Origin of the sequence: Lysobacter claricitrinus, from assembly GCF_045866565.1 — a bacterium.
GTDB classification, from domain to species: Bacteria; Pseudomonadota; Gammaproteobacteria; order Xanthomonadales; family Xanthomonadaceae; genus Cognatilysobacter; species Cognatilysobacter claricitrinus.
The window spans coordinates 1,194,811-1,208,224 of the sequence record NZ_BAAFZV010000002.1; the positions used below are offsets into that span (position 1 = coordinate 1,194,811).

At 70.0% G+C, this 13,414-nt stretch carries 10 protein-coding genes and 1 tRNA gene; 9 read left to right on the forward strand and 2 right to left on the reverse strand.

Features of this window, described 5'->3' with window-relative positions; translation table 11 throughout:
* Window positions 1-110: 110 nt before the first annotated feature.
* The 9 genes from ACKTTN_RS10350 to dxs all read left to right on the forward strand — a co-directional run bounded on the left by ACKTTN_RS10350 (window position 111) and on the right by dxs (window position 12,104).
* The gene (locus ACKTTN_RS10350; RefSeq protein WP_407909760.1) at window positions 111-1,016 is read left to right on the forward strand and encodes an FHA domain-containing protein; all 906 of its coding nucleotides are present in this window, start codon (window positions 111-113) and stop codon (window positions 1,014-1,016) included.
* Window positions 1,013-4,285 carry a protein kinase domain-containing protein gene (locus tag ACKTTN_RS10355; RefSeq protein ID WP_407909761.1) on the forward strand — a complete coding sequence of 1,091 codons (3,273 nt, stop codon included), beginning with the start codon at window positions 1,013-1,015 and terminating at the stop codon, window positions 4,283-4,285. The genes ACKTTN_RS10350 and ACKTTN_RS10355 overlap by 4 nt, the downstream gene beginning before the upstream one ends.
* The gene (locus ACKTTN_RS10360; protein ID WP_407909762.1) at window positions 4,282-4,983 is read left to right on the forward strand and encodes a sensor histidine kinase; all 702 of its coding nucleotides are present in this window, start codon (window positions 4,282-4,284) and stop codon (window positions 4,981-4,983) included. The genes ACKTTN_RS10355 and ACKTTN_RS10360 overlap by 4 nt, the downstream gene beginning before the upstream one ends.
* 57 nt (window positions 4,984-5,040) lie before the next feature.
* Window positions 5,041-5,682 (forward strand): response regulator, encoded by a 642-nt coding sequence (locus tag ACKTTN_RS10365; RefSeq protein WP_407909763.1) that lies wholly within the window; start codon window positions 5,041-5,043, stop codon window positions 5,680-5,682.
* A 68-nt stretch (window positions 5,683-5,750) separates the two neighbouring features.
* Window positions 5,751-6,233 carry an NDR1/HIN1-like protein gene (locus ACKTTN_RS10370; protein ID WP_407909764.1) on the forward strand — a complete coding sequence of 161 codons (483 nt, stop codon included), beginning with the start codon at window positions 5,751-5,753 and terminating at the stop codon, window positions 6,231-6,233.
* Window positions 6,234-6,243: 10 nt separating this feature from the next.
* Window positions 6,244-8,040 carry an acyl-CoA dehydrogenase C-terminal domain-containing protein gene (locus ACKTTN_RS10375; protein WP_407909765.1) on the forward strand — a complete coding sequence of 599 codons (1,797 nt, stop codon included), beginning with the start codon at window positions 6,244-6,246 and terminating at the stop codon, window positions 8,038-8,040.
* A gap of 74 nt (window positions 8,041-8,114) precedes the next feature.
* Window positions 8,115-8,774: an HNH endonuclease gene (locus ACKTTN_RS10380; protein ID WP_407909766.1), complete on the forward strand. Its 660-nt coding sequence runs from the start codon at window positions 8,115-8,117 to the stop codon at window positions 8,772-8,774.
* Window positions 8,775-8,897: 123 nt separating this feature from the next.
* Complete coding sequence (locus ACKTTN_RS10385) at window positions 8,898-10,109, forward strand: hypothetical protein (RefSeq protein ID WP_407909767.1); 1,212 nt, start codon at window positions 8,898-8,900, stop codon at window positions 10,107-10,109.
* Between the two features lie 93 nt (window positions 10,110-10,202).
* Complete coding sequence (gene dxs, locus ACKTTN_RS10390; RefSeq protein WP_407909768.1) at window positions 10,203-12,104, forward strand: 1-deoxy-D-xylulose-5-phosphate synthase; 1,902 nt, start codon at window positions 10,203-10,205, stop codon at window positions 12,102-12,104.
* A 1-nt stretch (window position 12,105) separates the two neighbouring features.
* Here dxs and ACKTTN_RS10395 read toward each other — a convergent pair whose 3' ends face one another.
* A complete protein-coding gene (locus ACKTTN_RS10395) occupies window positions 12,106-13,158 on the reverse strand; it encodes a TraB/GumN family protein (protein WP_407909769.1) in 1,053 nt (350 codons plus the stop codon).
* Between the two features lie 176 nt (window positions 13,159-13,334).
* Window positions 13,335-13,411: transfer RNA gene (locus tag ACKTTN_RS10400), tRNA-Pro, on the reverse strand.
* Window positions 13,412-13,414: the final 3 nt, after the last annotated feature.

Here is a 13,414-nt window from a genome sequence, read left to right on the forward strand (position 1 = left end):
TCAGAAGGAGCCCCCGCCTGTCGGGGGCTTCTCGCGTTCAGGCCCCGCACCGATGCGTACGGTGCGCCGTGTTGCATCTTCCACGCGGGAACTGGCCCTAAGATGCGCTGATGCAGGCCCGTCTCATCGCCTACGTTCCCGAAGGCGCCGCAATCGCACGCATCGTCGCGCCGGGCGACCGTCTTCGCATCGGTCGCGCGGTCGACGCCGACCTGTTGCTGCAGCACGCATCGGTGTCGCGCCGGCATGCGGAACTCGACCCCGAACCCGATGGCACCTGGCATCTCACCGATGTCGGCAGCAAGAACGGCAGTTTCGTCGACGGCGCGCGCGTCACCCGCACCGCGCTTGCCCGCGCCTGCTGGCTGCGCTTTGGCGACGTGCACTGCGAGTTCGCGGTGCTCGACACCAGCGCGGCCGAGGAACAGGTGCGGCGCTGGCAGGAACGCCGCAACGACGCCACCCGGCTGACAGCGCGCATCGAGGCGATGGCGCAACCGCGCGATGGCGCGGCGACGACCAGCGCGCTGCTCGAACACAGCCTGCGCGGCGTGCTTGAACTCGCGCAGTGCACCCGCGGCTTCGTGCTCATCGCGGGAGGCGGGCGCTATCGCGTGGCGACGTCGATCGCGCTCGACGCCTCGCTCGCCACCGGCCCGGAATTCACCGGCAGCCTCGGCGCGGTCGCGCAGGCGTTGCGCTCGCGCGCGCCCGTCGTGTCGAACGACATCGGCCACGACGCCTGGCTGTCCGCGCGGGAATCGGTCGTGCGTGGCGGACTGCGCACGCTGATCGCCCTGCCCCTGCTCGACGGCACGCGCGCGCTCGGCGCGATCTACGCCGACCGTCGCGAAGCGGGTCCGCCGCTGACCACGCTCGATGTCGAGCTGCTGCAGGCGTTCGCCGAACGCTGCGCGCTGTGGATCGCGGCGCGTGGCGAGGCGCAGGGCGGCGTCGACCCGCCCACGCCCGGCGACTGGGCGAACCTGCTGGCCGGCCACTCGCCCACGCGATGACCGACGCGACGTCCACCGGCATCTACGCGCAGATGGACCTCGCGCCCGGCACGCTGCTCGCCGGGCGTTTCCGCATCGAAGGGCTGGTCGGCGTCGGCGGCATGGGCGTCGTCTATCGCGCGCTGGACGAAGCACTGGGCGTTCCGGTCGCGATCAAACTGCTGCGGCCGGAAATCGCGCAGCGCGCCGATGCGTTCGAGCGCTTCCGGCAGGAATTGCTGCTCGCAAGGCAGGTGTCGAGCCCGCACGTCGTGCGCATCCACGACATCGCGCGGCATGAATTCAGCAACGGCGATACCCGCTGGCTGATCAGCATGGACCTGATCGACGGCGAACCGCTCGATCGCATCATCGATCGCGGCCCGCTGCCGGTCGATACCGCACTGCGCATCGCGCGCGACGTCGCGTCGGGGCTGCAGGCCGCGCACGCCCGCGAGGTCGTGCATCGCGACCTCAAGCCGGCGAACGTGCTGGTCGCCGACGACGGCAGCGCGTCGATCACCGACTTCGGCGTCGCGCGTTCGATCGCCACCAGCACGCGCAGCGCGACGTCGAGCATCGTCGGCACGCCGGATTACCTGTCGCCCGAACAGGCGCGCGGCGATCCGATCGGGCCGCGCAGCGACCTCTACGCACTTGGCCTGATCCTGCACGAGATGCTCACCGGCGAACGCGCGTTCGCCTCGGCGACATCCGCAGAAGCGCTCGCGCAACGCCTCGTGCGCACGCCGCCGCTGGTGACCGCGACGCGCCCCGAAGTGCCGACGTGGATCGCGCGCCTGGTGGAACGCCTGCTGCGGCCGCAACCCGCGCATCGCCTGCCCGATGCGGCGTCCGTGGTGCAGGCGATCGATCGACGCGAAGTGCCGCGCGATCCGGTGCGCGGCCGGCGCTTGTTGGGCGCTGTGGCAATTGCGTCGCTGGTCATTGCCGGAGGCGCGTTCTGGTGGACGCATCGCACGCCCGTCGATGCCGTGGCGCCTGCGCCCTCGCGTCCCCTGGAACGCGTGCTGCTGATGCCGCTCGAAGGCGACGGCGTAGCCGAAGCCGAACGCGTCGGTCTCGACGTGCAGTTGCGTGCCGCGTTGTCGGATGCGCCCGGACTCGCGCGCGTGGACACCGATCGCATGCTGCAGGCGCTCGGCCAGCTCGACGCCACCGGCCGCCCGACGCTCGACGCCATGCGTCGCGCCGGCGCCGCGAGCCGCGTCGTTCGGCTGGAACTCGCATCGGTCGCGAACGCTTGGCACGTGACAGGCGAGCAGGACGGCGGGGAGAACACGCGCATCGATGGCCCGCGCGCCGCAACGCCGGGCGACGCGCTGGCCGCGTGGCTGCGGACGCCGCAGGCCATGTCGTCGCTCGGGTTGACCGTCGCGCCGTCGCTGCACCTGCCGGCGCCGAACGTGCTCGCGCTCGAAGGCTCAGGCGAGATCGCGCGACGCGCCGGTCGTTACGACGCCGCGCTGGCCGCTTTGCGACAGGCGACCACGCTCGATCGCGCCGACCCGGCGGCGTTCATCGCGCTGGCCGAGGTCGCGCAGGCCGTGGGCGAAGACGAGGTCGCGTTGTCCGCGATCGACGGCGCGCAGCGTGCATCGACGCCGCCCGCTAAACAATCGACGGCGCGACTGGCCGCCATGCGCGCGATGCTCGAGGGCGAGCCGGCCATCGCCGCGCGAACGTGGAAGACACTGGCCACGCAATCACCATCCGACACATTCGCGCAACTGCAGCTCGCGCGCGCGTCCGGCGCCGCTGGCGAGTTCGACGACGCGGTCGCGACATTGCAGAAACTGACCGAGCGCGATGCGCAGGACGCGCGCGCATGGTTCGAGCTCGGCAAGTTCTCCATCCTCAAAGGCGACGCGCGCCCCGCCGTCGACGATTACCTCGTCCGCGCACTGGTGCTGTTCAAGCGTGGTCGCAATGCCTATGGCGTGGCCGAAACGGTGAACGCGCTAGGCGTGGCCTACGGACGCCTCGGCCAGACCGCCGACGCGGAAGAACAATATCGACACGCGGTCGAACTGCGGCGCGCGGTCGGCAATCGTCGCGGCGTCGCGACCAGCCAGCGCAACCTCGCCAACCTGTTGAGCCAACGCGGCGCGTTCGACGCCGCGGCCGCCGCGCTCGACGAAGCGCGCCGCATCAACATCGAACTCAACGATCGCGCCGGACTCGCCGCCGTCGACAACGAGCGCGGCCTGCTGGAGGAAGAACGCGGGCACTATGCGGCGTCGCTCGATGCGTTCCGCCTCGCGCTGCAGGGGTTCGAACGCGCCGGCGATCCACACGGCGTCGCGCAGGCGCTCAACGACATCGGCTTCGCGCAGTACCAGCTCGGCGCGTACGACGATGCGCAGACCTACTGGCAACGCGCCGCCGATGCCTACCGGCAGCTCGGCGACGAAACCGGGGTCATCCGTACGCGACAGAACCTCGGCTTGCTGCTCGCCGCGCGCGGACGCTGGGCGGATGCACAACAGGCGCAGGCGGACGCGCTGTCGCAGGCGCGCCGCCGGCAGATGGCCGAGGAAGCCGCCGTCGCCTATCGCAACCTCGCCGAGCTGGCGATCGCACGCGGCGACACCGTATCCGCGGTGCGCAACGCCTCCGCCGCGCTCGCGTTGTTCCAGGAACGCGATGACCTGCGCGGAAGCGTGGACGTGCGGCTGCTCGATGCCGAGGCGCGCATCGATGCCAACGATCTGGACGGCGCCGCCCGCACGCTGGCCGGCCTGCGCGCCGATCTGGCCCAGGCGTCGACCGAGCAACGTGCGATCGCCGGCCGGCTCGACGCACAACTCGCGAACGCGCGTGGCGATACGCGCGCAGCGCTCGCGGCGCTGAAGAAGGCGCAACCGCTCGCCGTCGCGTCGGGCGTGCGCGCACTCCAGCTCGACCTCGACCTGCTGCAGGCGCGACTTACGCTTCGCGACCCTGCGCCCTTTGACGCGCCGACGGCGGCGCTCGGCAACGCCGGGCTGCGCCTGGACTGGACCGACCTCGCGATGCGCGCCGCGCTCGCACACGGTGACGCGTCGACCGCACTGCGCCTGTATCGCGACGCCGCGCCATCGCTGCGCGACGCATCAAGCCGCACCATCGCATCGATCCACACGCAGGCCGCGTCAGCACAGCGCGCACTCGGTGACACCGCCGCCGCAACGGAAGCCGAAACGGCCGCGCGCGCCGCGACCGAACGGTTCAACGCCGCGCGTCCCCACGCGGTCGCCACCACCGCGTCGAAAACACCCGCGCCATGAACGACCCGTCCCCCGATCGCTACGCGCAGTTGCTCGAGCGCCTCGAAGCGAACGAGCGCGAATTCCGTCGTCTCGGCCGCTCCGTCCTGCGCGTGCAGGAGGACGAGCGTCGCCGGCTCGCCCGGGAGCTGCACGACGGCGTCGGCCAGAACCTCACCGCGCTCAAGCATCGGCTCGCGCAACTGCGGGACGGGCTCGACGACGCGACACCGATGCGCGACGCCCTCGACGCTGCGGTCGCGCTCTGCGCCGACACGCTGGAGGACACGCGCGAACTTTCGCGCCTGCTGCGTCCGACCATCCTCGACGACCTCGGCCTCGAACCCGCGCTGCGCTGGCTCGGCCGAAGTATCGGCGAGGCCGCGCGCATCGCGATCGCGGTGGAAGTCGAACCGCTGCCGGCGCTCGACGGCGAACGCGAGACATTGCTGTTCCGCGTCGCGCAGGAAGCGCTCAACAACATCGCCAAGCATGCGCAGGCGCGCAGCGTCCTGGTGCGGCTGGTGGAACGCGACCGGCGCATGCAGTTGCAGGTGGTCGACGACGGGATAGGCTTCGATCCGGGCGAACGCGCATCGGGCAGCGGGCTGTCCGGCATGCGCGAACGCCTGCGACTGTTCCAGGGCACGCTCGACGTGCACTCCGCGCCCGGCAATGGCACCCGCCTGCGCGCTGTCGTGCCGCTCGACGCAGCCTGACGCGGTCGGGGCCGTCCCGGCTTGACGCCACGGCCGCTCGACCCGCACGGTTCGCGAATGCCGATCCGCATCCTCATCGCCGACGACCACACGCTGGTGCGCGAAAGCCTGGTCGGCCTGCTGCAGGCGGACGGCGACGTGCAGGTCATCGCGCAGGCGGCGGACGGCATCGAAACGCTGGAAAAGGCCAACGCTGTGCGGCCGGACATCGTGATCGCCGACCTCTCGATGCCGGGCCTCGGTGGTATCGAGGTCGTGCGGCGCCTGCGCGAGGCGCTGCCGCAGACACGCGTGCTCGTGCTCACGATGCATCAGGAAGACGAGTACGTGCTGCAGGCCGTGCGTGCGGGTGCATCGGGCTATCTGGTCAAGGACAGCGCGGCGTCCGAGTTGCTTGCGGCGGTGCGCAACCTGCACGCCGGGCGCGGCCATTTCGGTCCGCAGGCCGCGCGCACGCTGGCGCAGCAGCTACAGCACCCGGAGCGCACGCTCGACGATCCCTACGGCCGGCTCACGGCGCGCGAGCGCGAGGTGTTCCACCTGATCGCCGAGGGTCACACCACCAAGGAAGTCGCGCGCAAACTCGACATCAGCGCGAAGACCGCGGAAAACCACCGCGCCCGCGTTCTCGACAAGGTCGGCGTGCGCAACACCGCCGAGCTGGTGCGCTACGCGCTGCGCAAGGGTCTGCTCGACTGATGCCCGCCCCGCTCCGCAGCGTCCGTGCGGGGCGGTATGCTCGACGCGATTCCGACTGGAGCCGCTCGATGCGCCCTGCCCCTCTGTTCCGACTCGCCGTCGCCGCGGCAACCTTCGCGATGCTCGCCGCCTGCGCGGGCGGCCCGGTCCGCCGCGTGTCCGAACCGACCGCCCAGATCCAGCAGCTCACCGTGCGCGCCGACGGCGGTTGGAACATCCAGCTGCGCCTGCAGAACTACAGCTCGATCCCGATGCGCTTCGACAACGTGCATCTCGCGCTCACCGCCGCCGAGCAGGCCGCAGGCGATCTCGTTGCGACGCCCGCGCTCGATATCGGCCCCGAATCCGCCGACGTGATTGACGTGCGCCTGCAACCGTCCACCGCGGCGAAGCTCGCGATCGCCGACGCGCTCGCAGGTGGTCGCAGTGTCGACTACAAGCTCGAGGGCCAGATCGCGGCCACGCCAGAAAAGAAGTCGCAACAGACGTTCGACGTGCGCCATCGCAGCACGCTGAACCCCGCGCCGGGCCTGCCCGGCGTGCTGCGCTGAGGTCACCGCCATGAGCCGTTACGACGCTCCGCTCACCGACATGCGCTTCGTGTTGTTCGACCTGCTCCGTAGCGAGCAGGCGTTCGCACACCTCGGCTACACCGACGCCACGCGCGACATCATCGAGGCCGTGCTCGACGAAGGCGCGCGCTTCGCGTCGCAGGTGCTCGCCCCGCTGAACCGCGTGGGCGACGAGGTCGGTTGCACGCTCGACACGTCGACGGGTGACGTCCGCACGCCGCCCGGCTTCAAGGAGGCGTACGCGCAGTACGTCGACGGTGGCTGGACCGGCCTCGTCACCGCGACCGAGCACGGTGGCCAGGGCCTGCCGCACCTCGTCGGCTTCCCGATCAAGGAAATGGTCGACGCCGCGAACCTCGCATGGGGCAACTTCCCGCTGCTGTCGAACGGCGCGGTGGAAGCGTTGTCGGTGTATGGCACGCCGTGGCAGCGCGACGTATTCCTCAAGCCGCTCGTCGACGGGCGCTGGACCGGCACGATGTGCCTGACCGAACCCCACTGCGGCAGCGACCTCGGCCTGCTGCGCACGCGCGCCGAGCCGCGCGGCGACGACACGTATTCCATCTCCGGCACCAAGATCTTCATCACCGCCGGCGAGCACGACATGACGGACAACATCGTCCATCTCGTGCTGGCCAAGTTGCCGGACGCGCCGGCGGGGAGCCGCGGCATTTCGCTGTTTGTCGTGCCGAAGTTCCGCGTTGCGCAGGACGGCTCGATCGGCGAGCGCAACACGCTTCGCTGCGGCAGCCTGGAACACAAGATGGGCATCCACGGTTCGGCGACGTGCGTGATGAACTTCGACGGCGCCGAAGGCTATCTCGTCGGTGAGCCGCACAAGGGCCTGATGGCGATGTTCGTGATGATGAACACCGCTCGGCTCGCCGTCGGCCTGCAGGGTCTTGGCCTGGCGGACCGCGCGTTCCAGAACGCGTTCGTCTATTCGAAGGATCGCCTGCAGATGCGTGCGGCGACCGGCGCGAAGTTCCCCGACAAGTCGGCCGACCCGATCATCGTCCACCCCGACGTGCGCCGCATGCTGCTCACCTGCAAGGCGCTGGTCGAAGGCGGTCGCGCGATGGCCTACGACGCCGCGTTGCAGTTCGACATCGCATCGCATGGCGGCACCGACGAGGAACGCGCCGAAGCCGATGCGCTGGTCGGGTTCCTGACGCCGATCGTCAAGGCCTGCCTGACCGAATGGAGCGTCGAGGTCACCTACGACGCACTGCAATGCTTCGGCGGGCACGGCTACATCCACGAACACGGCATGGAGCAGCTCGCGCGCGATGCACGCATCACCACGCTGTACGAAGGCACCACCGGCATCCAGGCGCTGGACCTGCTCGGTCGCAAGGTCATGCAGCTCAAGGGCGCGGGGCTGAAGGCGATGCTCGGGCGCATCCGCACGTTCGCCGAAGCGCGTGCCGGCGACGCCGAGATCGGCGGCTACTGCACGGTGCTCGGCGACCTCGCCACGCAATGGCAGCACATGAGCGTCGCCGTCGCGCAGCGAAGTGGCGAAAACGCGGACGAGCTCGGCGCCGCGGCCTACGACTACCTGATGTTCTCCGGCTACGTCGTGCTCGCTTACTGGTGGGCGCGCAGCGTCGCGGCGCTCGACGGCGCGTCGGTCACCCCGGCGTTCGCCGACGGCAAGCGCGCCGCCGCGCGCTTCTATTTCGACCGGATCCTGCCACGCACGCTCACCCATTCCGCCGCGATCCGCAGCGGTTCGGGCTCGCTGATGGACCTCGACGCGGACGCTTTCGACGCCGGACGCTGAACCGGCCGGCGGCCATCCGACACGATGTGAGCCGGCGACGCCCTTTCGTCACCGGCTCGTTATAAGCTCGGGCCATGGCGCACCATCACGCAAGGTTGCGACTCATCGACCAGGATCCGATCTGGTCCGCGGAACCGCTGTCGCCGCCACCCGGCGGATTTCCCCTCGACGGCGTACGTCTTCTGTCCCTGGATGCCCACGGCCACGTACTCGACTGGCTGCACTGGCACGAAGCCACCTGTCTCTATGCACGCGGCGCAGTGGCCTGGACACTGGGCGAGCCCTGCCTGCGCGTACACGGTGGCCACGCGCGCGACACCGGCGAACGCAGCATCATCGAATTGCATCCGATCGTCGCGACGCGTGGCCGCGCACGCGCGCACGCGCTCAACCCCACACCCGCGCTGACGAACACCGCACTGTTCGCCCGCGACGCGCATCTCTGCCTGTACTGCGGCGAGTCGTTCCCGCGCAGCAAGCTCACGCGCGACCATGTCATGCCGTTGTCGAAGGGTGGTCGCGACACGTGGGAGAACGTCGTCGCCGCGTGCTTCCCATGCAACTCGCACAAGCGCAACCGCACCCCGCAGCAGGCGTCGATGCCGTTGCTCGCGGTGCCGTACCGCCCCAGCTGGATCGAACACCTGATCCTCTCCAACCGTCACATCCTCGCGGACCAGATGGAATTCCTGAAGGCGCAGTTGCCGCGCCGCGCGCGCCGCGTCGCCGTCTGAGGAGTGCGCCCCCGTTCACGATTCGACGACACGCATGTGTCGTATGTCGACGCATGCGCGTCATTCGCGTTGACGCCGCCTGACCCTTTCGCAACACTCGTCCCAAATATCAGGCAGAGACGTATGGCGGCATTGACCCTCGGCTTTACCGGCATGGACGCTTCCACCGAAAGCGAGCTGCGCCGCGCCTTCGAACAGGCGCTTCCGGCTTCGGGCGGTGGCTGGCAGCTGGTGCCGGACACGCACGCGGATTACGTCGTCGTCGACATGGACAGCATGTACGGGCCGATGAGCTGGCTGCGCCTGCACAACGCCGGCAAGCAGGTCGTCGGGCTCACCGCGTCGCCGCGTACGCAGGCGCCGTATCGCCTCGGCCGGCCGGTCGACGCCAATGCGCTGACCGATCTTCTTCGCGATATCCGCGTCGCCAATGGTGTCGAGGCCGTGGCCACGGCTCCGGCAGTCGCCGCGCCGGCTCCGACGCCGGCCGCCCCCGCCGCGGTGGAGCACGTCGCCGCCAAGCCGTCCGGCATGACGCCGTCGCCGCAGCAGGCCGACCAGCTGCCCGAGGAGCGCCCCGCTCCGTCCCCCGCGGCCGAGCTGCCTGCGAATCCCGTCGCGATCACCGAGCCCGCCGCGCCCGCGAACGAACCACCGAGCGTGGCGGTCGCCCAGGTGATGCCGCCCGCCCCGAGCATCGAGCCGGTCGCACCTGCGCCCGCGGCGGCGGCGCCGGCGCCCGCCCCCGCCCCGCCGGTCGCGACGCGCAGCGCCGAGCCGCGCTCGCTCGCCGAATGGCTGGCGTCCGGTCGCCTACGCGGCCGCGTCCGCTTCGCCGACAGCAGCTCCGCGGTGCTGCTCGACACCGACCAGCGCCAGTACTTCGGCCCGTCCGCGCTCAAGCCGGTCACGCCGCTGTTCACGCGTGACGCCGCGCTTGCCGACTTCGAAACCGTGTCGCCGGACGTCTGGAACGCGCAGACCACCGCGCTCGGCGCGCCGCAGCCGATCGCGCGCCTGATCTGGTACGGGGCACTGCTGGCGGGCGAAGGCCGCATCGCCCCGGGTTACGACCCGGCCGACCGCTTCAGCCTGACCAAGTGGCCGCAGACCGAGCGCGAGTTCCCGAAGCACTTCCGCATCGCCACTGCGATGATGAAGGGCCCGGCCACGGTGACGGAAATCGCCGAGGCCAGCAGCGTGCCGGCAGCGGACGTCGCCGACTTCATCAACGCCTCGCTCGCCACCGGCTTCGCCGAGCCCTTCCGCGAACCCGAGCCGGAACCCGACGCCGGCGCACGCGGCGGCCTGTTCGGACGCCTGCGCGGCCGCTGATCTGACGGTATGCCCACCAGCGGCAGGCGCCACGCCTTGCCGCTGCCCGGCCTGCGGCGGGACAATGCGCAGTTCGCTTTTCCGGCCGCTTCCATGATCGATCCGCAGCGCTATCCGCGCCTTTCCCGCATCGCCACGCCCGCCGACCTCCGGCAATTCGACGAGGCCGAGCTCCGGGACATCGCGGACGAGCTGCGTGCCTACCTCATCGAGCAGGTCGCGCTGGTCGGCGGCCACTTCGGCGCCGGCCTCGGCGTCATCGAACTCACCGTCGCGCTGCACTGGTTGTTCGACACGCCGACCGATCGCCTGGTCTGGGACGTCGGCCACCAGACCTACCCGCACAAGATCCTGACCGGTCGCCGCGACACCATCGCCACGGTCAAGCAGAAGGACGGCGTCGCGCCGTTCCCGAAGCGCGAGGAATCCGAATACGACACGTTCGGCGTCGGCCATTCGTCGACGTCGATCTCCGCCGCGCTCGGCATGGCGATCGCGCTGCAGCGCATGGGCGATGACCGCAAGGTGGTCGCCGTGATCGGCGACGGCGCGATGACCGCCGGCATGGCGTTCGAAGCGCTGATGCACGCGGGCGGCATGGAGCCCGAGCCGAACCTGCTGGTGATCCTCAACGACAACCAGATGTCGATCAGCGAGAACGTCGGCGGGCTGACGAAGATGCTCGGTCGCCTCAGCGGCAACCGCGCACTCAACGCGCTCCGCGAAGGCGGCAAGAAGCTGCTCGGCGACAAGAACAAGGGCCCCGCGCGCTTCGTGCGCCGCTGGGAAGAACACTGGAAGGGCATGTTCGTGCCGTCCACGCTGTTCGAGGAACTCGGCTTCCACTACACCGGCCCGATCGACGGCCACGACATCGATGCGCTGGTCGCCACGTTGAAGACGCTGAAGGGCCTCAAGGGCCCGCAGCTGCTGCACATCATCACGACCAAGGGCAAGGGCTACGAGCTCGCCGAAGGCGACCAGATCGGCTACCACGCTGTCTCGCCGTTCGATCCGGCCAAGGGCATGGTCGCCAAGACCGGCGTCAAGAAGCCGACGTACACCGACGTGTTCGGCGACTGGCTGTGCGACATCGCCGCCGCCGATCCGCGCGTCATGGGCATCACGCCCGCGATGCGCGAAGGCTCGGGCCTGGTGCGGTTCAGCAAGGAATACCCCGAGCGTTATTTCGACGTCGCCATCGCCGAACAGCACGCGGTGACGCTCGCCGCGGGCATGGCCTGCGAAGGCGCGAAGCCGGTGTGCGCGATCTATTCGACGTTCCTGCAGCGCGGCTACGACCAGCTCGTGCACGACGTCGCGATCCAGAACCTCGACGTGCTGTTCGCGATCGATCGGGGCGGCGTGGTCGGCCCGGACGGTGCGACGCACGCGGGCAACCTCGATCTCTCGTACCTGCGCTGCGTGCCGAACATGGTCGTCATGGCGCCGGCCGACGAGAACGAGTGCCGCAAGATGCTGTCGACCGGCCACTACGTCGACGGCCCGGCCGCGGTTCGTTATCCACGCGGCACCGGTCCGGGCGTCGCGATCGAACCGACGCTCGACACGTTGCCGATCGGTCGCGGTGAATTGCGTCGTCGCGGCAACGGCGTCGCGCTGCTCGCGTTCGGCGCCATCGTGCCGGCTGCGGAAACCGTCGCCGCCGAGCTCGGCCTGACCGTCGCGAACATGCGCTTCGTGAAGCCCCTCGATCGCGAACTCATCCTCGAACTCGCGCGCACGCACGAAGGCTTCGTCACGCTCGAGGACAACGTCGTCGCCGGCGGCGCGGGTTCGGGCGTGGCCGAACTGCTTGCGGCCGAAGGGATCTCGATGCCCGTGTTGCACCTCGGCCTGCCCGACGAATTCCAGCACCACGCGAGCCGCGAGCAGTTGCTCGCCGAAGCCGGGCTCGATGTCGCCGGCATCCGCGATGCGGTTCTGCATCGCTGGCCTGCGCTGCGTTCGCCGCCGCGCGCCGCGGCCGTCTGATTCAGCGCGCCGCTGCGGGCGGAGTCGTTTCGACGGACGCCGTCGGCGCGTCAGGCGCTTCGACGACATAACCCTTCGCCGCGAGCGCGGCCACCAGCCCGCCCGGCTGCAACACGTCGTTCATCGGCAGCGTGGCGAACGTCGTTCGATTGCGCGCGAGGCTCGACTCGGCCTCGGCGATCCACTTCGCGCGCGCCTGCGATTCCAGCGTGTCGATGCCGTACTTCGCCGCGAACTGGCCGCCGAGCATCGCGCGCTCGCAGACGTCGCCGAGGTCCGGGTTCGGCAGCGTGCCCAATGCCGGCACGTCGCCGCGCGCCCATGCATCCGCACGCGCCGACAACGCCGGCAGGTCGCGCTCGACACGATCGAGCGTCTTGGTGAAGCACTCGACGTCCGCGAAATCCGCGGCCTTGAATTCCTGCAACACCTTCTTCGGATTCGCGACCTTCACCTTGGCGACGGGCGCCACCGGCTTGAGCCCGCGCGCCTTCACCGCGTCGGCAACCGCGCCGCGCACGACGTCGCGCCCCGTCAGGCCGTGCCGCTGAATCGCCTTGTCGTAAAGCTCGGCGGCCGCAAAGATCGGGCGCCAGCGTTCGATCGAATCGTTCCGCCCCAGGTGTCGCTGCTTCAACACCGTCCAACGCGCGTACTGGGCGGCCGGCACAACGTCACGCAGCGTCTTGTCGTCAGGCAGCGAACGCACGCCGATCAGCGACGGCAACAACGCGAGCTTGCCGAAGAAGCCGATGTCGGCATCGACCATCACGCTGGGTTCGGAGATCACTTCGTCGGCCGACGCCACCACCCTGCGCATCGGCGCGGCGTTCCACACCATTCCGGCCGGCAGTGCCGACACGGTGCCGAGGATCCACAGCGTGTTCTCGCCGCGACGCACCTTCCACATGCCGGGGCCGGGCGCGCGCACGACCGCCGTGTCGAGAACGCGCCCCTGTTCGGCGGCCGGCGGCGCGACCGGTACGGGTTGCTGGGCCGATGCATCGAACGCTAGCGAGGCGGCGATGACGAACAACGACAGTCGCGTGCGCATGAATTTCCGGATCCCTGGAGAGACGTCGCGGCTCTGACTCGGCCATCGCGACGGAAGTTCCACCCAGTGTGTTCGTGCGGCAGCGATCGCGACGGGGGCCGGACGTCGCCGTGACCGACGGCATGCGCCGCAAACGACGACGCCCGGCGTTGGCCGGGCGTCGCGATGCATCGAATTGGTCGGGGTAGCCGGATTCGAACCGACGACCACCAGTCCCCCAGACTGGTGCGCTACCAGGCTGCGCTATACCCCGGAA

Coding starts and splice junctions, on each gene's coding strand:
- ACKTTN_RS10375 (WP_407909765.1), top strand. CDS start 6,244: ATGAGCCGTTACGACGCTCCGCTCACCGACATGCGCTTCGTGTTGTTC.
- ACKTTN_RS10380 (WP_407909766.1), top strand. CDS start 8,115: ATGGCGCACCATCACGCAAGGTTGCGACTCATCGACCAGGATCCGATC.
- dxs (WP_407909768.1), top strand. CDS start 10,203: ATGATCGATCCGCAGCGCTATCCGCGCCTTTCCCGCATCGCCACGCCC.
- ACKTTN_RS10365 (WP_407909763.1), top strand. CDS start 5,041: ATGCCGATCCGCATCCTCATCGCCGACGACCACACGCTGGTGCGCGAA.
- ACKTTN_RS10350 (WP_407909760.1), top strand. CDS start 111: ATGCAGGCCCGTCTCATCGCCTACGTTCCCGAAGGCGCCGCAATCGCA.
- ACKTTN_RS10360 (WP_407909762.1), top strand. CDS start 4,282: ATGAACGACCCGTCCCCCGATCGCTACGCGCAGTTGCTCGAGCGCCTC.
- ACKTTN_RS10355 (WP_407909761.1), top strand. CDS start 1,013: ATGACCGACGCGACGTCCACCGGCATCTACGCGCAGATGGACCTCGCG.
- ACKTTN_RS10385 (WP_407909767.1), top strand. CDS start 8,898: ATGGCGGCATTGACCCTCGGCTTTACCGGCATGGACGCTTCCACCGAA.
- ACKTTN_RS10395 (WP_407909769.1), bottom strand. CDS start 13,158: ATGCGCACGCGACTGTCGTTGTTCGTCATCGCCGCCTCGCTAGCGTTC.
- ACKTTN_RS10370 (WP_407909764.1), top strand. CDS start 5,751: ATGCGCCCTGCCCCTCTGTTCCGACTCGCCGTCGCCGCGGCAACCTTC.